Source organism: Neptunomonas sp. ABH4_499, from assembly GCF_056160565.1.
On sequence record NZ_JBSWXK010000002.1, the window covers coordinates 302327 to 325962 of the forward strand.

The 23636-nt window shown below is 47.5% G+C and carries 17 protein-coding genes and 1 pseudogene; 11 read left to right on the forward strand and 7 right to left on the reverse strand.

The window, feature by feature from the left end:
* Nucleotides 1-23 precede the first annotated feature (23 nt).
* Genes ACXAF9_RS03215 through ACXAF9_RS03245 form a run of 7 tightly spaced genes read left to right on the forward strand, consistent with a single transcriptional unit; the run spans nucleotide 24 to nucleotide 7531 of the window.
* Entirely contained in the window at nucleotides 24-893 is an 870-nt protein-coding gene (locus tag ACXAF9_RS03215; RefSeq protein ID WP_475070274.1) for a hypothetical protein, read from the forward strand.
* Between the two features lie 14 nt (nucleotides 894-907).
* Complete coding sequence (locus ACXAF9_RS03220; RefSeq protein ID WP_475070276.1) at nucleotides 908-2110, forward strand: exonuclease SbcCD subunit D; 1203 nt, start codon at nucleotides 908-910, stop codon at nucleotides 2108-2110.
* A complete protein-coding gene (locus ACXAF9_RS03225; protein ID WP_475070279.1) occupies nucleotides 2107-5190 on the forward strand; it encodes an AAA family ATPase in 3084 nt (1027 codons plus the stop codon). The genes ACXAF9_RS03220 and ACXAF9_RS03225 overlap by 4 nt, the downstream gene beginning before the upstream one ends.
* 56 nt (nucleotides 5191-5246) lie before the next feature.
* On the forward strand, nucleotides 5247-6062 hold the full coding sequence (locus ACXAF9_RS03230; protein WP_475070282.1) for a DNA-binding protein: 816 nt from the start codon (nucleotides 5247-5249) through the stop codon (nucleotides 6060-6062).
* Nucleotides 6063-6104: 42 nt separating this feature from the next.
* Nucleotides 6105-6557, forward strand: a complete 453-nt coding sequence (locus ACXAF9_RS03235) for a hypothetical protein (protein WP_475070286.1) — start codon at nucleotides 6105-6107, stop codon at nucleotides 6555-6557.
* 30 nt (nucleotides 6558-6587) lie between these two features.
* Nucleotides 6588-7250: a response regulator gene (locus ACXAF9_RS03240; RefSeq protein ID WP_475070289.1), complete on the forward strand. Its 663-nt coding sequence runs from the start codon at nucleotides 6588-6590 to the stop codon at nucleotides 7248-7250.
* On the forward strand, nucleotides 7247-7531 hold the full coding sequence (locus ACXAF9_RS03245; RefSeq protein ID WP_475070292.1) for a hypothetical protein: 285 nt from the start codon (nucleotides 7247-7249) through the stop codon (nucleotides 7529-7531). Before ACXAF9_RS03240 ends, ACXAF9_RS03245 begins: the two co-directional genes overlap by 4 nt.
* Before the next feature lie 3 nt (nucleotides 7532-7534).
* Here ACXAF9_RS03245 and ACXAF9_RS03250 read toward each other — a convergent pair whose 3' ends face one another.
* Nucleotides 7535-7747: a hypothetical protein gene (locus tag ACXAF9_RS03250; protein WP_475070295.1), complete on the reverse strand. Its 213-nt coding sequence runs from the start codon at nucleotides 7745-7747 to the stop codon at nucleotides 7535-7537.
* Between the two features lie 827 nt (nucleotides 7748-8574).
* Between ACXAF9_RS03250 and ACXAF9_RS03255 the strand changes: the two genes are divergently transcribed.
* Together ACXAF9_RS03255 and ACXAF9_RS03260 are read left to right on the forward strand one after the other, a co-directional pair.
* Nucleotides 8575-9801 carry a tyrosine-type recombinase/integrase gene (locus tag ACXAF9_RS03255; RefSeq protein WP_475070298.1) on the forward strand — a complete coding sequence of 409 codons (1227 nt, stop codon included), beginning with the start codon at nucleotides 8575-8577 and terminating at the stop codon, nucleotides 9799-9801.
* Nucleotides 9802-9870: 69 nt separating this feature from the next.
* Nucleotides 9871-10623 carry a DUF4197 domain-containing protein gene (locus tag ACXAF9_RS03260; RefSeq protein WP_475070303.1) on the forward strand — a complete coding sequence of 251 codons (753 nt, stop codon included), beginning with the start codon at nucleotides 9871-9873 and terminating at the stop codon, nucleotides 10621-10623.
* A 74-nt stretch (nucleotides 10624-10697) separates the two neighbouring features.
* Here ACXAF9_RS03260 and ahpF read toward each other — a convergent pair whose 3' ends face one another.
* The 5 genes and pseudogenes from ahpF to ACXAF9_RS03285 all read right to left on the reverse strand — a co-directional run.
* The gene (gene ahpF / locus ACXAF9_RS03265; RefSeq protein WP_475070305.1) at nucleotides 10698-12272 is read right to left on the reverse strand and encodes an alkyl hydroperoxide reductase subunit F; all 1575 of its coding nucleotides are present in this window, start codon (nucleotides 12270-12272) and stop codon (nucleotides 10698-10700) included.
* A gap of 81 nt (nucleotides 12273-12353) precedes the next feature.
* A complete protein-coding gene (ahpC, locus tag ACXAF9_RS03270; RefSeq protein WP_475070336.1) occupies nucleotides 12354-12911 on the reverse strand; it encodes an alkyl hydroperoxide reductase subunit C in 558 nt (185 codons plus the stop codon).
* Nucleotides 12912-13163: 252 nt separating this feature from the next.
* The gene (locus tag ACXAF9_RS03275) at nucleotides 13164-15866 is read right to left on the reverse strand and encodes a M12 family metallo-peptidase (RefSeq protein WP_475070308.1); all 2703 of its coding nucleotides are present in this window, start codon (nucleotides 15864-15866) and stop codon (nucleotides 13164-13166) included.
* Nucleotides 15867-15939: 73 nt separating this feature from the next.
* A complete protein-coding gene (locus ACXAF9_RS03280) occupies nucleotides 15940-16524 on the reverse strand; it encodes a hypothetical protein (RefSeq protein ID WP_475070312.1) in 585 nt (194 codons plus the stop codon).
* Between the two features lie 134 nt (nucleotides 16525-16658).
* Nucleotides 16659-18599: pseudogene (locus ACXAF9_RS03285) on the reverse strand (propionyl-CoA synthetase); the annotation flags it as partial.
* Between the two features lie 383 nt (nucleotides 18600-18982).
* Between ACXAF9_RS03285 and metH the strand changes: the two are divergent.
* Together metH and ACXAF9_RS03295 are read left to right on the forward strand one after the other, a co-directional pair.
* On the forward strand, nucleotides 18983-22690 hold the full coding sequence (metH, locus tag ACXAF9_RS03290; RefSeq protein ID WP_475070315.1) for a methionine synthase: 3708 nt from the start codon (nucleotides 18983-18985) through the stop codon (nucleotides 22688-22690).
* A 27-nt stretch (nucleotides 22691-22717) separates the two neighbouring features.
* A complete protein-coding gene (locus tag ACXAF9_RS03295; protein ID WP_475070319.1) occupies nucleotides 22718-23296 on the forward strand; it encodes a YiiX/YebB-like N1pC/P60 family cysteine hydrolase in 579 nt (192 codons plus the stop codon).
* A 122-nt stretch (nucleotides 23297-23418) separates the two neighbouring features.
* On the opposite strand, the gene ACXAF9_RS03300 is transcribed toward ACXAF9_RS03295, so the two are convergent.
* Nucleotides 23419-23636: hypothetical protein (locus tag ACXAF9_RS03300; RefSeq protein WP_475070322.1), on the reverse strand; the 218-nt coding region annotated here is incomplete at its 5' end.

Genomic DNA, 23636 nt, shown 5'->3' on the forward strand with positions numbered 1-23636 from the left:
AAATCGTTACAGAGTAAAAGTTTATGTCTGCTAAAAAATACACGTGCAACACTGTTAAAACACTCAGTCTTTTAATGGCGACTCTTTCATCATTGGATGTCATCGCCGCATCCTTTGACGGGCCTGATTCAGTTAAGCCAGTTCATCCGCTGTGCATCGAACCGCTCATAGGGCAGAAAGAAGCCATGATCGACAAAGGTGCGTTTGATATGGATGAGTGCTATGAAGCGTTCAAAGACATAGAAGTAAAGCGAACACCCGATGGCAGTTTGTACGCCAAACGTCCGGTCATTGATGCCGATAAAACCGAAGGTTACGTGGTGTACAAACCAATCGGCACGTTAGATGGTGCGCTCGAACTCATCGTTTATCATGACAAAAAGCCTGAAAAATCGATGAAATCTCAGGTAGTGGTGATGGCGCGGTTACCTCACTTAACGGAAGGTTCGCGCGAGTTTATTACCAGCATCGATGAGCCTGGTACGCGTTGTAATGGTGGAATCCAAACGGCTAGGTTGATCTCCGAAGCAATCCTAGAGGTCGATCTAAACAGTAATGCCGCCTATTTGATGAAAACCTTCGCACCGGAGTTTGATAGCTTGGGGTCCAAGGGCGACGAAGTCGCAACACTCAGTCTTAAGAAAAGCGCCACTTTGGATGATGATCCAACACATTGCATCGCGACCATCACAAAAACGTATAACCTACTGGATAGCCGCGAAGAAGTTAAGTCGGTGGCCTTCTCGACGGGCTTTAGGCCCAAAGCGGATAATCCCTATCAACAATGTTTTGATGAGCTTGTTGATGACTTCATCAAGCCGCCAGCGGATGTTGAGCCAGGCGATATGGAGATGTTCAAACAACTATTGCTGAGTAACTGCGGCGCTTACTGAGCAAAAAGGTTGATATGAAAGTACTACACACCTCGGATTGGCATTTAGGTCGGCAATTTCACAATGTGCCGCTTTTAGAGGACCAGATATTCGTTATTGATCAAATGATCAGTTACGCCATCGAGCAATCCATCGAGGTGTTTGTCATCGCGGGGGATGTGTTTGATAGGACAGTGCCGCCTGCAAATGCCGTCGCTTACTTTAATGATGTTCTCAACCGATTACACGATGCGAACATCACGGTGATTGCGATCTCCGGGAATCATGACGGTGCGGAGCGTTTAGGTTTTGGTTCGAGTGTGCTCTCGAAACGCGGTATACACATCATCACGGAGCTTTCAGAGCTTTATCAACCCATTAGCATTACAAAAGATAATTATACCGTTATCTTTCATCCCTTAGCTTATGTCGACCCTATCTATGTCAGACGCTTTTTGGAGAACAAGAAGGGAAGTACAGCCCATCAAACACAAGATCTGTTTGCGCGTGATCCAAATACTGATCCGCTAACAATTGTGACTCATGAAGATGCTTACAAAGCATTGATGCAAGATCTAGATCTTCATAAACAGGAATCCATCTATCGCGTCTTGATTGCACATTGTTTTGTGGATGGGGCGGCCAGTAGCGAATCTGAACGGCCTTTGTCCATTGGTACGCTTGAAACCGTGGACCCTAAGCATTTTGACGGCTTTGACTATGTCGCGCTCGGACACTTACACGGTCGGCAGTTTAAACATCGAGAGACAATCCGGTACAGCGGAACGCCGCTAAAATACTCCTTCTCGGAAGTGGACCACATTAAATCTTTTACGCTCATTACAATTGATCAAAAAGCGCTGAGTTTTGAGCAGGTTCCGTTAACACCGCTTAGAAATATGCGTAAGGTGTCTGGTTATTTTGACCAGATTTTAGCGGATGGGAAGGTGAACCCGTCTGACGATTATCTCTATATTGATCTGCTGGATACCCATGCACTGTTGGATGTGATGACTCAACTTCGTCAGTTTTACCCGAATGTCCTGAGCGTAGAACGTTCTGGCTTAATGGCGAATAAAGAGCAAGTGCGGATCGATAAAAAATCGTTTAAAAACAAAAGTGAATCACGACTTTTTGAAGACTTTTATCAACAGATGACAGGCGTGCCGATTAGCGATGAACAGACCCAGGTTCTTCATGGCTTGTTAAACGATCTTCAAAAGGACGAATCGCCATGAAGCCTATTAAGCTAACGCTAACAGCATTTGGTCCTTTTCAAGGAACCGAAGTTGTCGATTTCGAGTCGTTGGGTGAATCGCCATTATTTCTGATTAACGGGCCGACAGGCTCGGGGAAAACGTCTATTTTAGACAGCATTTGCTTTGCGCTTTACGGAAAAACCACAGGCAATGAACGGGACGCCAGTCAGATGCGTTGCCATCTGAGTACTGCTGCTAGACTGACCGAAATTACCTTTATGTTTGATTTGGCGGGAAAGCGCTATCAAATCCGCCGCTCCCCAGAACAACAAAAGCCTAAGGCGAGAGGGGATGGATTTACAACAAAAGCGCCTGAGGCTGAGCTTTTGTGTCTAAACCCTGTTACCCAGGAGGTTGAGCAGGTTTTAGTATCCTCTAAAGTGTCAGAGGCAAATATACAGGTTGAGTCACTCTTAGGACTCAGTGTGGACCAATTCCGTCAAGTTATGGTTCTTCCACAAGGGAAATTCCGTGAGCTTTTAACCGCAGATTCTGCAAGCCGCGAACGGATTTTCAGTCAATTATTTCAGACTCATATTTTTCAGCGTATCGAGCAGAGCCTTAAGGAAAAGTCAGCGGATATTCGTGCCCGTGTGAGCGCAGCGCGCTCAAGCGTTAATGAGGTACTAGGTCAGCTCGAGTTAACAAGCACGGATGAGCTTGTCTTTGCTCTCGATGTCGCGGAAGTCGATCTCTTTCAAAAGGACCTTCGCTTTAAAGCGCTTCGGAAAACAAGCGATGAGCTTAGAAAGACCATTGATGAAGCCTACAAATTGAGAGATTTGTATCAGAAGCGATCTGTCATGCTGTCTAAGCAAGAGGCCTTACATCAGCAATCTGAGAACATAGAAAAAAATGTAGAGTTTGTTAGAAGCTTATCTCAAGTTATTGAATTTGAGAGTGAATATCTTCTACTGGAAGAGGTCGGTCAGCAAAAAAATCAGCTTAACGAAGCAAAGCTCACATCTGATCTAGCCTTAAAGCGCGCGCGGTCAGCCAGGCAGTTAATTGAAGAGAAGCTTGCCGGGCGGGCTTTACTCGAGAACTCGTTAAAGGATGTTGAGCAAAGAGTGTATCAACTCGAAGCCCTGCTGCCTTTAAAGCATCAGCTTGAGCAATATCGTGAGCAGGCGCGTAAGCTTAAAGTTGAAGTGCAACAACAGACCACGCATCAGACCGAACTCAACAAAGCGTTATCACGATTTGATGATGAGACCTCTTCACTCAAGAAAACCTACGACGAAAAAGCGTTAGCCTTACAAGCACTTGAGAAACAGATCGCTCACTTACCTGTCCTTGAGAAAATAGCTGATCTGTTAAATAGAGCCTTCGTTAAATCAAATAAAATCAATGAGATAAAGCCTTTTCTTGCCGCTAAAAAGCAAGAAGGCGTGGCCATAAAGGCCGATTATGAAAAGGCCGAAGTTGCACTTAAAGAGAAAGAGATAGCTTGGCATCTTGGTCAGGCTGCAGAGCTTGCGAAAACGTTAGAAAAGGACACGCCTTGCCCTGTATGCGGCAGCTGTGATCACCCTTTACCAGCGCATTCGGCAGATCAAATCCCAACCAAGGAAGAGCTGAAACAACAGCAATTGTTGGTTAACACCCTAGGTAATCAACTGGTCGAGATGCGCTCTGCATATGCATCCAGTAAGGCGAGGTTGGATGAAGAGTCAGGAGAGTATTCCGGCTTAATCGAAGCGTTAACGAAACTGGATTTTGAAGGTTCGGTGAATACTGAGTCTTTATCTCAGATTTCTCAGCAAGTGACTGATTTAAAAAAACAGTCATCTGAATATGATCAGAGCAAAACAGCGCTAGAGCAGTTAGCACTGGCTTTACAGCAGCGCCCAGAAGATAAAGCCAAATTGGTATCGAGTATCAGTGATGCGCAACTTGCCGAAAGCAAGCTTCAAGAGCAGCTGATCTCTGTCGAGCAGAATATAGCAACGTCGATAGAGCAGCTTGAAGCAGCGGGTGCAACTGAGCAAAGTCTTTCACACCTGCTGTCATCATCTAAAGATCAAAAAGAAAAGATTCATACAGAGTTACAAAACCTAAACAAAGAAGATCAAAGCTCCCAAATTGCTTTAAACGACGTTTTGGCGCGGAATGAGCTCTATACCCAGCAATTGCGTGAGAAAGCCGATCATTATGATCAACTGCATCAAGCTTTCCTTGTAGGTATTAAATCCATCAAGATCAATGATATAGAGAGCTATCGTCAACAGCTTTCTCAAAAGGACGCGGCGAAACAGGCACAGTTATTGATCGATCAATACCATCAAGAGCAACAACAACTGGCCGCGAGTCTTTCCTCTCTTGAAGAGTTAATTGGTGGTCAGGAACTGCCGGATACAGCTCCACTTGAAGTTTCTCTAGAGGCCGTTAGCCAAAGACTGCAATCAGCAGAAACGGATTGGTTGGCTGCGCGGGATCATCAAGCGTATGTCTCTCGCTTGCAAAATAGATTAACGGATAAAACGAATACGCTTAAGCAGCTAGAAGATGAATACAAGGTTGTAGGTACATTAAGCGATATCGCCAATGGTCAGAATGCGCATAAGATAAGCTTACAACGCTTTGTTTTAAGTGCACTTTTAGATGATGTTTTGATGGAAGCCAGTCACCGGCTTTATCAAATGACGAACACGCGTTATCGCTTGCTGCGTAAAGAGGACCGCGCCAAAGGCAATAAAGCTTCAGGTCTTGAGCTTGAGGTAGAGGATGCGTTTACAGGACGGGTGAGGGCGGTTGAAACCTTGTCCGGTGGTGAGGGCTTTATGGCTGCATTATCTTTGGCCTTGGGGCTGTCGGATGTGGTCCAGGCCTATTCTGGCGGTGTAAGGTTGGATGTTCTCTTTATCGATGAAGGGTTTGGCAGCTTGGATGCTGAGGCGCTGGATCTGGCGATTACCACCTTGCTGGACCTTCGCTCTAAGGGGCGGATGATTGGCGTTATTTCGCACGTCGCCGAGCTTAAAGAGCAAATCTCGCTTAAAGTGAATTTGGTAACGGATCAAATGGGCAGTCACATCAAACAAGCCGTGCATCATTAAGGCGTATCATCTATATTATACGTATTATTTAATACGTATTTGATATCAGGTGATACATGGCTCGTAAAAGTGATACGCGAGACAAGGTGTTTGAAGCGGCCGACGCCATTTTGCAGGAAGGGGGGAAACCGACTCAGCAAAATGTCCGTGACCGAATCGGTGTGGGCAGCATTAGCACGATCAATTCTGCTCTCAACGATTGGTGGTCGACTTTAGCGCAGCGAATGCAGCCTTCTGCTGATGCCAATCTTCCGGAGCCTGTGCTTCGTGTTGCGGAGCAAGTTTGGAATCAGGCGCTCGCTTACTCTGAGCAAAAGTATCAAACGTTCGCTACTCAGCTCTCAGAGGACAGTGAGTCAAAGCTTTCTGAGAAAGAATCACAAATACGTGAGCTTCAGGCGCGTAATGATTACCTGCTTGATGAAAGCCGCGCGCTCTCCCAGCGACTTTTAGAAAAACCGGCTCAAGAGGCTGGCAAAGAACAAGAGATCAAATCCTTAGAGGATCAGTTGTTTGAAACGACACGTGCTAAGGAGGCACTTACGCGGGAGGTTAAGCAGTTAACGCGTGAGCTTGAGTATCGTGACCAGGCCAAAGCATCTCTACAAACCGAAGATCTCAAAGCAGTCATTTCAGAAAAAGATAATCTTAACAATGAGTTAGATGCAGAAAATAAACGCCTTTATAAAGAGCTTCGGCAGCTAACACAAAGCAATCAATCTTTGCGTGAAGCCATGTATAATCTCGAAAAAGAGGCGATGAAACAACAGCACCGTTTAGAGTTGGTGATTGCTCAGCAGGATGCTCGATACCAAGACACAGCAAAAGCGTTGGAAGATTGTAAGAATCAACTCGCACAACAACGGCGTTAAGTGTTACATTTCATGTAGTTAGCAATTCTGTCAGGATAAAACATGGACACTGTTTTACCGAAAAATTCAGACTTGGATTCCATTCGAACTGAGCTTTCAAAGCTCTCTGATGGCGATGTTATTGGTTGCCATACGGATGAGGATTTCTCCAAGGCTAAGCTCTTATTAGTGAAAGAAAAGATCACAGGCGTTACTATTCAGCTCTTGGACAAAGACGGTTATGTTGTACGTCAGGTCACGGGTAAGCATCGTAGCGATGTCGGAGATGGAGAGTTCAGCGATCGGCAATTGGCCGTCCTTAAAGCGCTGGAAAAGGTTCTAAAACACTGTAAACAGGAAGGTATTAAGCTCGTTGGTTATTCCGATGAGTTGGTTGCCTATCCTGCAAGGTGCCAGGACTTGGCCCAGGCGTCGGTATACGCACTCGACGTCGATGCACACGGTGCCTACATCGGCGCTGACTCAGATGCCTCTTGGAGCGCGCTGGATAATTAAGCAATTCAAACGTGAGATGACGCATTTATTATGCAAATCGCAAAAGTATTACTCGTAGATGATCATGACATCGTGCGTGCTGGCTTCCAGCAGTTGTTGGATATGCACCCTCAAATCGAGATCACTGCACAGGCTAATAACAGTCAAAAAGCCTTTGAAATTTACAAATCCGTACAACCCGATGTGGTCATTATGGATCTATCAATGCCCAGTGATGCTGAGTCGTCCGAAGCGACCACAGCACAGGGAGGGGTAGAGGCCATTACCAAGATCTTACGACACGACAGCGACGCTAAAGTGATTGTATTGACCGTGTGGGAATCAAACCCTTACCCAGCAAACTTGGTCAAAGCGGGCGTTAAAGGTTACCTAACAAAACGTTGCGCCCCTGATGAATTGGTTCAAGCGGTTTTAACGGTTTGCAAGGGCGGTGAGTACTTCTCTGACTCGATCAAAGCCATTTTGGACGGTGAAAGCGAAGAAGATAACCCGTTATTGCAGCTGACTAAGCGCGAATTAGAGATCTTTACGTGCTTAGCTAAAGGCCAAAAAGCCGCTGAAATTGCGGAAGCGATGTTTCTGAGCACCAAAACGGTTCATGCGCACCGCTCCAATATCTTAAGAAAGCTTGAGTTGTCGACTAACTCGGAGCTTGTCCACCTGGCAATCCGTCATGGGGTTGTTCAGCCTTGAGGTCTGATAAGCAGCCGGAATCCAACCCTTTAGTTGATGCTGAGTTCTTTTGGTACAGCATCAACGAGGGTGATTTTATCGTGCTTGAGACCGATTTTTTTAAAGATCACGAATTGGTTTTGCGTCGTGGTCGTGAATATGAAGTCCTATCGAAAGTTCAAAAAGACGTAAGTGATATCTGTTTTGTTGTTCAATCCGACTACACAGAAGAGCTTATTAACGTCCATCCTTATGTTATTGGTGATTACCGCCTTATGGGTGACCATCGCTCTCTAAACTAATTCTCACCAATATCCGGCCAGCTGGCCAAGTCCATACAGTAGAAATACATTCATCAATAAAGATCCCGTTAGCAGGGTTTTAAGTAAGCTATTTTTGCTTGGTTCCGATGGTCTATTGGCTATGTTTGCTTTGGGGTTATTCCTTAATGCCGTCCTTTGCTTGTTCGTTTTCTTTTTAAGCTCATCTCTGTACCAGTCGCGATCGTTAAAGCTCATTGCTTGATTATCCTTAGTCGGTATCGTTTTCCGTTTCAGCATCGATCAAGTGTAGTAGTGAGCGATGGAATGTGGAAATCATTTGGGCTATAGAGTCTGATTCTCGTTTCTAGTTGTTAAGTACTAGCTGTTGTTAGAGATCCTTTTTAACAGAGGTAATTGGAAATTATATAAGTTCGTATAATATATATTATGTTAAATATAGTAATATCCTTTGGTGTGAAGGGACGGAAATGACATCTCCTCTCCTAGAATTGGAGCTTTAATCGTCAATGTTTGTGTAAGGGCCATCGTTGGAGCTGAACTGCATATTTAGCTTCATCCCACTTTGATTAAGTCACCGGCCAAGTTTGGCTTTAAAGTAGTTATAAGGCTTTCTGGTGACCCCTGGGATGATGAATCGTCTTGATGCTTTCTTCTTACCCCTAACCTGCCGTTTTTGAGTTTACGGTTGAGGCTTCTTCTTATAAGTGATGGATTAATTGATCTTACACACCTATCCTGTGGTATTCGATCTTGCTCACTGTCGTATGGTTGTTGCTAAATAAAGTCCTAACGTCTTGTGAAAGAGCTCTCACATAATGTGAAATCATGGGCACGCGCTTGTTTTATATTTCTGTCTTATCTTCATGAGGTTGTGCAACTTTGAAGTGGTTTTTTGCGAAGATGAGCAGTTGGCCTCAAGGTGCTTTTTTGTTGCATGATGGAAGGTAGATCTTGCTTTTATAGGTATAAATGCAATTACCAGTAGTAGGCACTACTGGTAATGAAGTGTACTGAAATCTATACTCCCAAAGCTAAGTTGATGATTCCTGCAGGATGATGTTGTGACCAATCCCCGCTTTTCTGGCGTTCCACTCTTTGACTCTTCTAAGTACTTCAACCTTGTACCAAGAAACGAGACCTTTTATGAGCTTTCGCCAGACGTTAAAGGTTTCGTGCTTGGGGTCAATGTCGAGGGTGCTGTCGAGGATTACCGATACACGAAAGAGTTTTTAACCAGTTACAGCAAGAAAAGCCAAGATACTTACGATAAGTTTCGTGGTGATGCCGAGCGATTATTGCTTTGGTGTTGGCTTATAAAGGGAAAATCACTGCCCGAACTTCGCCGACGTGATCTTGAGGAATACACGGACTTTGTCGCATCACCGATTCTCAGTTGGCAAGGCAAGCATACGGAGCGGCGATTTCTCTCATCGAATGGCTTACGTATTCCGAATGATCGATGGCGTCCATTTCGAGCTGCCGGTGCTGGTAAAGGCCGTTTAAATACAAAATCTTGGCAAGGTTTGTTCTCAAACCTTAGCGTTTATTTTAACTATCTAATGACTGAAGATTACGTCGCGGGTAATCACATCCCCATCGTAAAAAAGAACTGCCCCTATCTTCGAAAAGAAACGGGGATCAACACCGCGAAGCGTTTATCCGAGCTTCAATGGGATTACCTATTAAATACTGCGATGAGCATGGCCGATCAAGATCCGCATCATGAGCGTACGCTGTTTGTAATTGCCTCGTTGAAGTCGCTTAAACTGCGTATCTCTGAACTTGCAGAGCGTCCAAATTGGTTGCCGGTTATGTCCCATTTTCACCGTGACCACGAAGGGAATTGGTGGTATCGAACCTTTGGGAAAGGCTCTAAAGAGCGCGATGTATCCATCTCCAACGAATATCTTGGGTTTCTTAAACGCTACCGCGTGTATCGGGGGTTATCTCCCCTGCCCTCTAAGGACTCTTCAGAGCCCATTATTGAATCAAGAATGAGTCATCGAGGCCTTGGTACGCGTCAGCTGCGCAATATTGTCGATGAAGCATTCAAACAGAGTTGTGATGCGTTACTTCAAGATGGTTTCGAGGTTGAAGCGTCGGAGCTGCGCGCAGCTACCACTCACTGGTTAAGACACACGGGCGCCTCTATGGAGGTAGCGGCAGGTCGAGACCTTTCCCACGTACAAGCAGACTTAGGTCATGGCAGTATAAGAACAACCGATGAGCTTTATGTGGATTCCGACAATATGGAAAGAGCATCGAGTGCTAGAAAGCAATCAGTTTAATATGGTTTGATGCAAGCATTAAGCTTCAGGTGCTATCATTAGGTCGTTTTTCAGACGATGGATATCCTCATGTTAAAGCCTATTGCTATTGCGCTCAGTATCTGTGGTATCAGCGCTCTTCTCCCGCTTTCTGCTCATGCACTGGATCTTAAAAGTGCGGTTAATGTTGAAACCTTAAAGACAGCCATCACTCAAGGCAGCTCAAGTTCTAAAGATTTGGATCAAAATACCTTGGTGAATGGCCTTAAAGAATCACTGGCTGTGGGCGCTCAGCGCGCTATTGAGACCGTCTCGCAGTCAGGCGGTTACTTAAATGACTCGAAGATTCATATTCCTATCCCAGGTGATTTGCAAAAACTGGCGGATGTTATGAATCAGGTGTCGCTTGGCAGTAAGGTGCGTAAATTCGAGAAATCGATGAATACGGCAGCAGAGGTAGCCGCACCAAAGGCGGCAACTATCTTGACCGAAGCCATTACCAGTATGACGTTTGCTGATGCGAAGGCGATTTATTCAGGTGGCGAACATGCTGCCACGGACTACCTTAAAAAAGTCAGTGAATCCAAAATTAAGGATGCCTTTACACCCGCGATTGATGATGCCTTGGTTCAGGTCGATGCCACGAAGCACTACAAGGTATTCGCTTCGGAAGCCTCCAGCATTCCGCTCGTGCGCGGCAATGTTGATCTGGACTTAACCAACTACGTTACACAAAAAGCGGTAGATGGTTTGTTTGTTAAGCTGGCCGAACAGGAAGCGGCTATCCGTCAAAATCCTGTGGCACAAACCACTGAGCTGTTACAAACCCTTTGGGGTAAATAAGCACGCATAAAAATGCCCGGACCAATCACTTGTTCCGGGCATTCATCACAGGGATTGTGGATCTCCCGTTGTTATTAAGCTGCAGCTGTTGACTCTTCAGTTACCGACGTACGGATTAGGTGATCAAAAGCACCTAATGCTGCAGTGGCACCTGCCCCCATCGCGATGATGATCTGCTTATAAGGAACGGTTGTTACGTCCCCTGCTGCAAATACACCCGGTATTGAGGTTTGACCTCGTGTATCGATGACAATCTCGCCACGCTCACTCAGTTCAATAGAGTCTTTCAACCACTCTGTGTTCGGTACAAGACCGATTTGTACGAAGATGCCCGCTACGTCCAAAAGATGTTGCTCGCCAGTCTTGCGGTCCGTGTAGTTAAGACCGATCACGCGTTGACCGTCACCCAGGACTTCTGTGGTCATTGCTTCTTTAATAATGGTGATGTTTTTCATGGAGTTTGCTTTACGAACCAAGACTTCGTCCGCTCGCAAGGTTGCACCAAATTCAAGAACCGTTACATGTTCAACAATGCCTGCAAGGTCAATGGCGGCTTCGATACCCGAATTGCCTCCGCCAATCACAGACACTTTTTTACCTTTAAACAGTGGGCCGTCACAGTGCGGGCAGTAAGCTACGCCTTTGCCGCGGAACTCTTTCTCGCCAGGTACGTTCATCTCTCTCCAGCGCGCACCGGTCGCAAGGATGACGGACTTGCTCTTAAGCACTGCACCGTTTTCAAGTTCAATCTCAACCAGCTCTTTTTTAATCAGTTTCTTGGCTTTTTGCGTATTTACCAAGTCGACGTCGTAATCCAAAACGTGCTGCTCAAGGTTGGCAACCAGTTTAGGGCCTTCGGTTTCTTTGACGGAGATAAAGTTTTCGATCGCCATGGTGTCCATCACCTGACCGCCAAAGCGTTCAGCCACGACACCGGTACGAATCCCTTTTCGAGCAGCATAGATGGCGGCGGCTGCACCTGCTGGGCCACCACCTACAACCAATACATCGTATGCGTCTTTCTTAGACAGCTCTTCTGCTTGGCGGTCTGCAGCCCCCGTATCGACTTTGTTTAAGATCTCGGCCATCGACATGCGGCCCTGGCCAAACGGTTCGCCATTAAGGAAGACCGAAGGCACCGCCATGATGTTTTTGTCGTTGACTTCATCTTGGAATAGCGCACCGTCAATCATGGTGGCTTTAATGTTCGGGTTTTTAATCGCCATCAAGTTGAGTGCTTGAACCACTTCTGGGCAGTTTTGGCACGAGAGCGAAATATAGACCTCGAAATTCAACTCGTTTGTTAAAGATTCGGCTTGTTCAATTAAGGCAGGGTCCGCTTTTGATGGGTGGCCGCCCGCTTGAAGCAGTGCCAATACCAGTGATGTAAACTCATGTCCCATCGGGATGCCCGCAAAGGCTACGCGTGGCTTTTCACCTTGTGGCGCAATCGCCAGTTGTGGAGCACGCCCCGTTGGCGACTCGTCAACAATCAGATTGATCTTCTCGGATAACTCAGCAATCTCTTTGCTAAGATCCAGTAATTCGTTTGATTTTGGCGTATTATTAGTGGACACAGTCAGTTCAATCGGCGTAACGATATTCTGTAAATAGGTGTCCAGTTGTTGTTTCAAAGTTGCATCTAACATAATCGTAACCTGCGCTGTGTCTAAAAAGAGAGGTGGATCGCTGCAACACCCGAAGGTGCTGCAGCAGGAGCGATAGATCGATTAGATCTTGCCGACCAGGTCCAGAGATGGAGCCAGAGTCGCTTCGCCTTCTTTCCATTTTGCTGGGCAAACTTCACCTGGGTGAGAAGCAACGTACTGAGCCGCTTTGATCTTACGAACCAGATCCGATGCGTCACGGCCGATGCCTTCTGCAGTTACTTCCATCGCTTGGATGATGCCTTCTGGATCGATGATGAATGTACCGCGATCTGCAAGGCCTTGACCTTCACGCATCACACCGAAGTTGCGAGTGATGGTGCCAGTTGGGTCGCCAATCATGGTGTACTGAATCTTACCGATGGTTTCAGAAGAGTCGTGCCACGCTTTGTGTGTGAAGTGTGTATCGGTTGATACGGAGTACACTTCAACGCCCATTTTTTGCAGCTCTTCGTAGTGGTCAGCCAAGTCACCCAGCTCCGTTGGGCAGACAAATGTGAAGTCAGCTGGGTAGAAGAAAACCACAGACCACTTACCTTTCAGGTCAGCGTCAGATACTTCGATAAAATCGCCTTGTTTGAAAGCAGAGGCTTGGAATGGTTTGATTTCTGTATTGATCATCATTTTGCTCCTGTTGATGATGTGTGATTCGACAAGGGCTATGTTAGAGAACCTGTCCTTCTTCTAGAAATTAATTGTATTTAAGAGTTTTATAAATTTTCCCTATCGGTATGAGTCTATAAATAGCTATTGATAGGATCTGCTTATCAAGCCGCGTATTTTGCAGGTCTGGAAGGTGTAACGCGTTGAAGGCAAAGAAAAAGCAGCCCGAAGGCTGCTTTGGTAAAAGTTACTTGCTGGAGGCAGGTGTCATCAGTCGATCTTGATCAGACTCATGGTTTCCTGGGTATGACCCGTTTCGTCCTCACGGGATTGCTCCTCATAAACCTTGCTGTAAACCTGTGTCTGGTTCAGGGCGCGCGTCCCAGCAAATGCTGTATCTGTTCCTCTGAACGAACTGAGCGAAGATAGAACCGCAGGGTAACGCGCGGCGGTTTTGCTATCGAACGTAAAGACGTTATTTGCTCCGTAACGGGAAGTGACCTGCACATCGCGATCATTATAGGTAGTGCTGCCCTTTTCGATCGCAATCCAGCCGACCGTTTCCGTGTCGTGGCCATCATTGAGCGTTTCTTGCTCTTGAAGACCGACTTGGAAGCCGCCTGTATTGAGGCTCAGAATACGCGTTACAGCGGCATCGTCCGTCACAGTGTTTAAATTCGTAAACAGAGCCGGTGTGGCAGCAAACGTATCCGTAAAATCAATACTTGTACTTTGACTGACCGAAGTTGAAACCGGGTTTACGCCGGCCTGTACAGTTAGATCACCGATGGTATGAACACCTGACTCGGCCACCATGTAGAAGATGCGCTCGTTGGTTTCATGAACACCATCCTGATAATCCCAACCTGCGACTCGAATCTCGAATGAATCGCTTTGCACGTTTCTGATCTGGATAAGACCTAACTCGTTGCTTAAATCCTGAATGGAAGCCGTCACCGCAGGCGTTGTGTAGCTGCGGCTTAAAGGTACCGTTATCCAGGTGTCGTGGACGGCCGGTAAATAGCCCCATTCAATAACACTTTCATCCGCCATGGGTTGCTGGCGAATAGACGCGGTATCACCGCCTTTGCTCGTCACATCTTGCGCGTAGACCTGACCGCCAATACTGGCTACATCGACTGTCTCCAATAAGTGGCCGGTTTCGGTGTCCTTGGACACCTCTTCCTCAAGCTTGATCTTGGTGCCGAAGATTGGCACCCAGCGATGGTCTACCTGCGTGCTTGATAAGGCATAAGGCACTTCATTTGCACCCAGCACAGCCTTACCAGATCCATCCGCCGAATAAATGGCTAAATAGCCTACGGTTTCAGCGGCATGACCATTTCTAAGCCCCTCTTCTTCATACAAGGCTGCACTGAACCCTGTGGCGGAAACCGAGCGTGCTCTGACCGTGATTGCTTGTTCTTCATTAGCGGATTGAACCGTTAAGAACAACTTAGGCGTGCTTGTAAAACTCTCATTAAATGAATGATTTACGAAAGATCGTTCACCCGATACATCAAATGTGCCGACCTCCCATACGGAGCCATCATCCATGGTGTAACGGCCTGCTTCCAGCACCATGTTCGGAATGGTTTCGGCGGTGTGTTCACCGTCTAGATACTCCCACTCTTGAAAGGTCAGTTCGAACTTTGCATCAAAGCCTGTCGGGGATACGTTTCGAATACGAACAACACCTGGGGCTGAGCCATTAAAACTCGGCGGCCCCGCGATAACGACGGGCTGATTGTAACTGGAAGGTAGACTGAAATTAGACCAATCAGATGTAACCTCGGCGGTTAACAGATCGCTGCCTCTGAAGCTTGCATCCAACGGGTTGGAATCAATGTTATCGGGCGTGTTATCGCCGTCCGAATCCGCATCCGTTGGGTCGGTGCCGAGTGCATATTCCTCTGCATTGGTGAGCGTGTCGCCATCCGCATCATCACTGCCATTCGCGACTTCTGGGTCAAAGCCGTTGCGAAGCTCGTAAGCATCGTCCATTCCATCGCCATCAGTATCCGGGGATTCACCCATAACCCAGCCCTCTGGCACATCGCAGCTGCTATCGAAATCAGCGACTTCACCTGTAGTGCTGTTCCAAGCGCTGGTTGCCTCGCCTTCGCATGACGCTACCGCGTCTCGGTAATTGGCAATGACCGCTTTTGTTTGATCAATTAATCGCACGTTATCGGCATCGGCTGCACTGCCGGCGGCTGTACCTTGGTACGTCAGCAGTGGGCTTGAAAACAAAGGAGCGGGTGAATAATAGTTACCGTTATTGTAGTTGTAGCCCATTACCGTGTGGTACTTGGTGCCATTAGTGCCTTCAAAAAACCAACCGGCAGAGTATTCGTTATCAAGATAGGGGTTGGGCCCCGGTGACCCCGCTAAGGCTTTAGGGTGCTGTGCACCTAAGTTGTGGCCGATTTCGTGAACCAATGTGTTGGTCAAATCCACGGAGCGAATCGCGCTGACCGTAAACGCGGAGGAAGCATCGCCCTGCCAATAAATAAGGTTATAGCCCAGCCCGACGTATCCGTATGCCGAGCCATGGTCAATCATCATGGCAACGACATCGGCGCCGTACGTATCCCGGGCCGTATGCGCTTCAGCAAGTTCATCAGCACCGGTTCTTAGGGCTGTTAAATCACTCGATAAGCTGGTCGAACTGGTCACGGTTTGTGACGTGTAATCAGACGCTAAACTGTGAACGACGGTAAAGGTGAGATCCAAATTACTGTTACTGGCGACTTGGTTGAGGCGATTTTGGATATCCAGACTAAAGAGTTCGATACCACCGTTATTGGCGACCCAGGTTTGAGCGCTTGTATCGTATACCAGCAATACATCGATGTTTTCGGCCAATACTTGGGATGAGAACATCGCCGAAGAGATACAAAAAGCCAGAGGTTTAAAGGGCGTTTTAGTTAATTGAGAGCGTAAAGTAAACTTACTAAGATACTGATACATAAGTATTTACCTTTCCTTGTGTACAACCTAGATCACATATGATTATTCGTTTTAAATGGTAATAGAGCCTTGGTTAATGCTCGTGCACTTGCGCGGGCATTTTCTTTAAGTCGACCTCAATGACGTCGGCTTTACCGGATGAGAAATCACCCGAGATTCGGTAGATCAGATCGTGCTCCATGTCTTGAATGCTCATCAGGTAACGATCTTTTAACTGGGTTACCGTGACAGTCGCAAGCTCATGATCGGCCAAATGGCCTTGGGCCAGTGTTTGCCCCTCTTGGAAGCGATGGACTTGATCAAACGTGATATGAAAATTCACATCATCAAATAAAGAGATGGCAAACTCATGATCTTCGCTGATCGGGAAGTTAAGCTCGCGGGTTTCACGTCGCTCGTACTCTTTAGCGTCCGGCTCATGGTTGGTTTCAGTCGGTTGTTTGGTCTGATCCTTCTGAGGTTCATCGGCGCTTTGGGATAACGCTTGAGCTTCATTTGGGGCGGATGCCTGCTTCTCTAAGCTTTGGCTATCCGTTACAGGCAAGGAGGGAGTTATATCGTCTGTGTTGGGTTGGGTACTCAGTGCTATTGCGCCAAGAGCGATGGCAAAAGCCGCACCGCCTGCAGCGTAAAGGTGTGATTTCTTAAAAGCTGGCATCTTTACATCATCCTGATTAACCAGTGAGTCGTAAGGGAATAGACTCATTAAACGGCATCGAAACTATACAAAGCCCGACGCCGTTTGACTACCTTTTAAGAAAAAGGCAGCAGATGCTGCCCTTTGAACGCGAATCAGCGATGAATTAAGCCATGATCATCCATAATCGACTCAATTTCGGTCAAGCTTACTGGGTCATCAATGGTTGAGGGGATGGTGTAATCTTGGCCATCGGCGATCTGGCGCAGTAACTTCCGTAAGATCTTACCCGAGCGAGTTTTGGGTAAACGCTGAACGATGATCGCGCGCTTAAAGCATGCAACCGCACCAATCTCTTTTCGGACGCTGGCGACAAGCTCCGCTTCAAGTGCGGCTTCCTCGACATCAACCCCATTTTTGATCAGCACAAAACCTATAGGTTGTTGACCCTTAAGAGGATCATGCACGCCGATAACGCAACACTCTGCAACGGCCGGATGACTGGCGACGATCTCTTCCATTTCGCCGGTCGATAGTCTGTGCCCAGCGACGTTAATCACATCATCGGTACGGCCCATGATGAACACGTAACCCTCTTCATCTTTATAGCCGCCATCGCCGGTCGAGTAATAGCCAGGAAACTCATTAAGGTATCCAGTCTTAAAGCGCTCGTGATCGCCCCAAATGGTCGGTAAGCAACTGGGCGGTAATGGTCGCTTAATCGCAATGGCCCCCTGCTCGCCTGCCGGTAGCTCATTACCGGACATATCCAGAATTTGAACGTTGAAACCAGGCGTTGGCACCGTGGAGGAACCGGCTTTTGGGGATAGCATCTCAATGCCCGTTAAATTACCGCATATTGCCCAGCCCGTTTCCGTTTGCCACCAATGATCAATTACGGGTTTATCGAGCGTTTGGGTTGTCCAGTCATAGGTAGGCGGGTCCAGTCGCTCACCTGCCATAAACACCGCTTTTAATGCGCTGATGTCATAAGGGGTAAGCAGCGTAGAGTCTGGGTCTTCTTTACGGATAGCGCGAAACGCCGTTGGCGCGGCAAATAAAGTCTTAACCTTGTATTCTTCACACACACGCCAAAAGGCACCGGCGTCTGGGGTTTTGATCGGTTTGCCTTCAAATACAATGGTGGTGCAACCGGCCAGTAATGGGCCATACACGATGTAGGAGTGCCCAACGACCCATCCAACATCGGATGCCGCCCAGAACACCTCACCCGCTTGCATGTTATAGATTGCGCTCATGCTGTACTTGAGTGCCACCGCATGTCCGCCGTTATCCCGTACCACGCCCTTTGGTTTACCCGTCGTTCCGGAGGTATAAAGAATGTATAGAGGGTCGGTCGCGTTAACCGGTACGCACTCGGCTGGGGTTGCTGACTGCATCGCAGTTGACCAATCGATATCTCGGTCGGTTAATTCGGCTTTAACCTCGGGGCGTTGGTAAACGATGCAGCATTCAGGTTTGTAGGCTGATTTTTCAATTGCCTCATCGAGCATGGGTTTGTACGGGATGACTTTTGCAATCTCTATCCCGCAGGAGGCCGTGACGACCACTTTTGGCTCAGCATCGTCGATACGCACCGCCAGTTCGTGAGGGGCAAAGCCACCAAAAACTACCGAGTGCACGGCCCCTAAGCGAGCGACCGCCAGCATTGCGATCACCGCTTCCGAGATCATCGGCATGTAAATGACGACCCGATCCCCCTTTGTTACGCCTTTATCTTTTAAGACGCCAGCAAATAAAGCGACTTCATCACGCAGCTCGCGGTAGGTGTAACGGCGTTTCTGATCACTGACAGGCGAGTCATAAATCAAAGCGTCCTGGTCGCCACGCCCTTGTTCTACGTGGTAATCCAGCGTTAGGTACGCTGTGTTGAGTTCACCATCGGCAAACCAGCGGTCACTGCCGTTCTCGTCATGGCTTAGGATTTGGGTGGGTTCTTGAAACCAAGCGATCTCCTTTGCCTTTTTACCCCAAAACGATTCGGGGTGATCGATCGATTCTCGATACTCTGCTCGATAGGACATAGTTCGGGCCCTTGTTTTATGTTTTTTAGAGGTAAGGAGGACTACGTCTGGCCGATTTTTTAATTATTGTCGACAGTCGGCTAGGCTGATGAGAGAAATCTATACAAAAAATGCGGATATTTAACTAATACATTAGGCGTATATCCGGCTTTTTGATCATTATTAGAGTGATTTAGAGCTTTCTAATGAATATAGGGGTGATGATTTGTCGACAATCTTGTATTTGAATAGATCTATGACTACCTCTTTTTTGATCGAAATCCCCTTTTTATGAGTGTTATTCACGCTTTCTTGAAATGAAGTCAGGAAATCTCATAGCAAAATGCATTATCATTACCGGTTTTGAATGAACCGATTCGCCTTGTGTTTCAGGCGTTTGGCACGGACTGTATTCACACCGCCTTAAATGGCATTAGATACGTTAGGTACTTTGAATGACACACGCGCTTGAGCAACAGCTACGAGAGACCCTTTCAAAACGGATCATGATCCTTGATGGTGGTATGGGCACCATGATTCAGGGACATAATCTGGAAGAATCTGACTTTCGTGGGGAGCGCTTCGCCGACTGGCCGTGTGATGTCAAAGGCAACAACGATATGTTGGTGCTGACCCAGCCCGAGATCATCAAAGCCATACACATTCAGTACTTGGAAGCGGGTGCCGACTTTATCGAGACCAATACCTTCAACGCGACTCAAATTGCGATGGCGGATTACGAGATGGAATCGATCAGCCACGAAATCAACTTAGTGGCTGCACAACTGGCTCGCCAAGCGTGTGATGAAGTCACCGCGAAAGACCCGTCTAAACCGCGTTATGTTGCGGGTGTTTTAGGCCCCACAAACCGTACCTGCTCCATCTCACCGGATGTGAATGACCCAGCCTTTCGGAATGTAACGTTTGATCAACTGGTTGATGCTTACTATGAATCGACAGATGGTCTTGTTAAGGGCGGTTCTGATCTTATCCTGATCGAAACGGTTTTTGACACGTTAAACGCAAAAGCCGCCATTTTCGCAGTTGATAAGTACTTTGATGACAATGGCATCAAGTTGCCTATCATCATTTCTGGCACCATTACCGATGCATCGGGACGTACCCTTTCGGGTCAAACCACCGAAGCGTTTTGGAACTCGGTTCGCCATGCACGCCCTATCGCCATTGGCCTTAACTGTGCACTTGGCCCTAAAGAGTTACGCCAATACATTCAAGAGCTGTCCCGAGTTGCCGACTGTGCAGTGTCTGCCCACCCTAACGCAGGCCTACCAAATGCGTTTGGTGAGTACGATGAATCCCCTGCCGAGATGGCAGCCGAGATCAGTGAATGGGCAAAATCGGGCTTTTTGAACATCGTCGGTGGTTGCTGCGGTACCACCCCGGACCACATTCGCATTATCCGCGAAGCCGTTGAAGTTCATCCTGCGCGTCAAACCCCTGACCTTCCTAAAGAAGCGCGTTTGGCCGGTCTTGAGCCGATGAACATTGGTGCTGACACTCTCTTTGTTAACGTGGGTGAGCGTACCAACGTCACAGGTTCGGCTATGTTTAAGCGCCTGATCAAAGAGTCCGATTACGAAACAGCTTTGGATGTGGCACGCCAGCAGGTTGAAAACGGTGCTCAGATCATCGACATCAACATGGATGAAGGCATGTTGGATGCCGAAGCGGCCATGGTCCGCTTCTTAAACTTGATCGCATCGGAGCCTGATATTTCTCGCGTGCCGATCATGATCGACTCCTCTAAATGGGAAGTGCTTGAAGCGGGCCTTAAGTGTATTCAGGGCAAAGGCGTTGTTAACTCCATCTCCCTTAAAGAAGGCAAAGAGAAATTTGTCGAGCAAGCCAAGCTGATCCGTCGCTATGGCGCTGCGGTCATTGTTATGGCTTTTGACGAGGTTGGCCAAGCGGACACTCAAGCGCGCAAAATTGAAATCTGTGAGCGCTCTTATCGTATTTTGGTGGATGAGCTTAACTTCCCGCCGGAAGACATCATCTTCGACCCGAACATCTTTGCGGTCGCCACCGGTATTGATGAACACAACAACTATGCGGTGGATTTCATCGAAGCGACGGGTTGGATTAAGCAAAACCTGCCTTACGCGAAGATCTCTGGTGGCGTATCGAATGTATCCTTCTCGTTCCGCGGGAATAACCCGGTACGTGAGGCGATCCACTGTGTGTTCCTGTATCACGCCATCAAACAAGGCATGGACATGGGCATCGTGAATGCTGGCCAGTTAGCCATCTATGACGATCTTCCTGAAGAGCTCCGAGAGCTGGTGGAAGATGTGGTCCTCAACCGTCGTGATGACTCAACCGAGCGCCTACTGGCCGTGGCGGAAAAATACCGCGGTGATGGTTCTGCAGAAGAAGCACCTGAAGCTCAAGAGTGGCGCAGCTGGCCGGTCAACGAGCGCCTAGGTCACGCTTTGGTAAAAGGCATCACTGAATTTATCGACCAAGACGTTGAAGAGTGCCGTCACAACTACGAGCGCCCTATTCAAGTGATTGAAGGGCCGCTTATGGATGGTATGGGCGTTGTTGGGGATCTGTTCGGTTCCGGTAAGATGTTCCTGCCGCAGGTGGTTAAATCCGCTCGTGTTATGAAAAAGGCCGTGGCGTATCTAATGCCATTTATTGAGGCTGAAAAGTCCGACAATGCCTCTAATTCAGCCGGTAAAGTGATTATGGCAACCGTAAAAGGTGACGTTCATGACATCGGTAAAAACATTGTGGGCGTTGTGCTTCAGTGTAACAACTTTGAAATTATTGACCTTGGCGTGATGGTCCCCGCAGAAAAAATCCTGAGCACGGCGCGCGAAGAAAACGCGGACCTCATCGGTTTGTCAGGTTTGATCACCCCATCGTTGGATGAAATGGTACACGTGGCTAAAGAGATGGAGCGTCAAGGTTTTGATATTCCATTGATGATCGGCGGTGCGACCACGTCCAAAGCTCATACGGCGGTTAAAATTGAGCCTGCGTTCAAGCGCGACCAGATTGTGCACGTAACCAATGCATCCCGTGCTGTAGGTGTTGCCTCTTCCCTGCTCTCTAAAGAGCGCAAAGCCGGATTTGTGCAATCCATCCAAGAAGACTACGTCAAGGTGCGTGAGCGTCACAATGCGCGCCAAAACGATAAGCGCCGAGTGAATTTAGAAGCCGCCCGCGCCAACAAATACCCGATCGAGTGGGAAGGTTATACACCGACTAAACCACGTGATTTAGGCATCCACGTGATCGAGGATATGGACCTAAACGTCCTGAAAGAGTACATCGACTGGAGCCCCTTCTTCCATGCTTGGGAGTTGGCAGGTCGTTACCCTCGCATCCTGACGGATGAGATCATCGGTGAAGAAGCAACCCGCTTATTTAAAGATGCGCAAGCGATGCTGGACGATTTAATCGCTCATAAAAAGATTCAAGCACGTGGCGTCTATGGCCTATTCCCAGCGAACAGTGTCGAGCACGATGACATTGAGCTGTACGCCGATGAAAACCGTGCCGAGGTACTGACTACCTTGCACCATTTGCGCCAGCAAACCGAGAAAGTCGATGGCAAACCGAATATGTGTTTGACCGACTTTATCGCACCTAAAGAGTCTAGCGTTGACGACTACTTTGGTGCATTTGCAGTAACCGCCGGTATCGGCGTAGATGCACTCGTAGCGGAATATGAAGCGGATCATGACGATTACAACAGCATCATGGTTAAAGCGTTGGCCGACCGTTTGGCCGAAGCCTTTGCCGAATACCTACATGAGTTTGTTCGTAAAGAAGCATGGGGTTATGCGGCCGATGAAGCGCTGGATAACGATGCTCTGATTAATGAAAAATACCAAGGTATTCGACCTGCTGCCGGTTACCCTGCTTGCCCAGACCACACCGAGAAAGGTTTGTTGTGGTCGCTCCTTGATGTTGAGAATAAAGCCCATATAGAAATAACTGAATCTTTCGCAATGTTGCCGACTGCGTCGGTCAGTGGTTGGTACTTCAGCCACCCAGAAGCGCGCTACTTTGGTGTGGCGAAAATCGGTGAAGATCAGGTCGAAAGCTATGCTAAGCGTATTGGTATGTCTAAATCTGAAACCGAACGCTGGTTGGCGCCAAACCTGGGTTATGAGCCAGAAGAAGGCTAATAAACCACAAAACAAGGATGTTTTAATATGGAAAAGCTCACGCAACAGGTCGCTGATACCCTTCAGGATGGCGACCTAATTTTTATCTCTATCAATGCGTTTCTCTACAAACAAGTAGCTCGTGGTACTGGTAGCTGGACCTCGCACATTGGTTTTGTCCTAAAAGAAAACGATGAGTGGATGGTTTACGAGAGCAAAGTCCCCCGTGTTAAACGCACCCCATTGAAAGACTACCTATCCCGAACCTGTAACAACGAGGTTGCGGTGCTTAGGTTGGATAAGCCTCTAACACCACCAGAGAAGCATCGCCTTCGAGAAGCCGCACACAAACGGATGGGCGCTTTTTACCATTTGGGCTTTAGATACGAGTCAAAACGTCAGTTTTGTTCCAAGTTTGTACATGACTGCTTTAAAGAAGCGGTCGGTGTCGAGGTCGGACAAGTGAAGACTTTGAAGCAGTTGTTGGCCGAAAACCCACAAGCAAACGTGAATTTCTGGCGCTATTGGTACTTTGGATTTATCCCTTGGCAGCGACGTACCATCACCCCAGCCGATCAGCTGCGTGATCCTGGCTTGGTTAAAGTGTTTGCAACTGCGGAAATTTGATTAAATAAGGGGCTGAATTCAGCCCCTTTTATTTTTAAATCGATTAGGTGGCTAACCAGATCCGATAGACGTTTCCTGTAATGGAGTGTTAAAAAGAACTTGAACTACTGCGATGGACTATGTCACTTAAACCAGTAATGTACCCCCATGTAAGTGATCAAAGAGACAATGTTCCTTACAACAAAAGAGCTGGTGAAACAGAGGATATGTAGTAGGGTATTTAGTCGTCCCTGAAAAACACCCTTTACCCACGGACCAAACTCAGGCTCTGTGCGTTCATTTCTCTTCTTTCCAATAACCCGATCAAATACACTGCCAAAAACCGGTACTTTTTCGGGCC

Coding starts and splice junctions, on each gene's coding strand:
- ACXAF9_RS03215 (WP_475070274.1), top strand. CDS start 24: ATGTCTGCTAAAAAATACACGTGCAACACTGTTAAAACACTCAGTCTT.
- ACXAF9_RS03220 (WP_475070276.1), top strand. CDS start 908: ATGAAAGTACTACACACCTCGGATTGGCATTTAGGTCGGCAATTTCAC.
- ACXAF9_RS03225 (WP_475070279.1), top strand. CDS start 2,107: ATGAAGCCTATTAAGCTAACGCTAACAGCATTTGGTCCTTTTCAAGGA.
- ACXAF9_RS03230 (WP_475070282.1), top strand. CDS start 5,247: ATGGCTCGTAAAAGTGATACGCGAGACAAGGTGTTTGAAGCGGCCGAC.
- ACXAF9_RS03235 (WP_475070286.1), top strand. CDS start 6,105: ATGGACACTGTTTTACCGAAAAATTCAGACTTGGATTCCATTCGAACT.
- ACXAF9_RS03240 (WP_475070289.1), top strand. CDS start 6,588: ATGCAAATCGCAAAAGTATTACTCGTAGATGATCATGACATCGTGCGT.
- ACXAF9_RS03250 (WP_475070295.1), bottom strand. CDS start 7,747: ATGAGCTTTAACGATCGCGACTGGTACAGAGATGAGCTTAAAAAGAAA.
- ACXAF9_RS03260 (WP_475070303.1), top strand. CDS start 9,871: ATGTTAAAGCCTATTGCTATTGCGCTCAGTATCTGTGGTATCAGCGCT.
- ahpF (WP_475070305.1), bottom strand. CDS start 12,272: ATGTTAGATGCAACTTTGAAACAACAACTGGACACCTATTTACAGAAT.
- ahpC (WP_475070336.1), bottom strand. CDS start 12,911: ATGATCAATACAGAAATCAAACCATTCCAAGCCTCTGCTTTCAAACAA.
- ACXAF9_RS03275 (WP_475070308.1), bottom strand. CDS start 15,866: ATGTATCAGTATCTTAGTAAGTTTACTTTACGCTCTCAATTAACTAAA.
- ACXAF9_RS03280 (WP_475070312.1), bottom strand. CDS start 16,524: ATGCCAGCTTTTAAGAAATCACACCTTTACGCTGCAGGCGGTGCGGCT.
- metH (WP_475070315.1), top strand. CDS start 18,983: ATGACACACGCGCTTGAGCAACAGCTACGAGAGACCCTTTCAAAACGG.
- ACXAF9_RS03295 (WP_475070319.1), top strand. CDS start 22,718: ATGGAAAAGCTCACGCAACAGGTCGCTGATACCCTTCAGGATGGCGAC.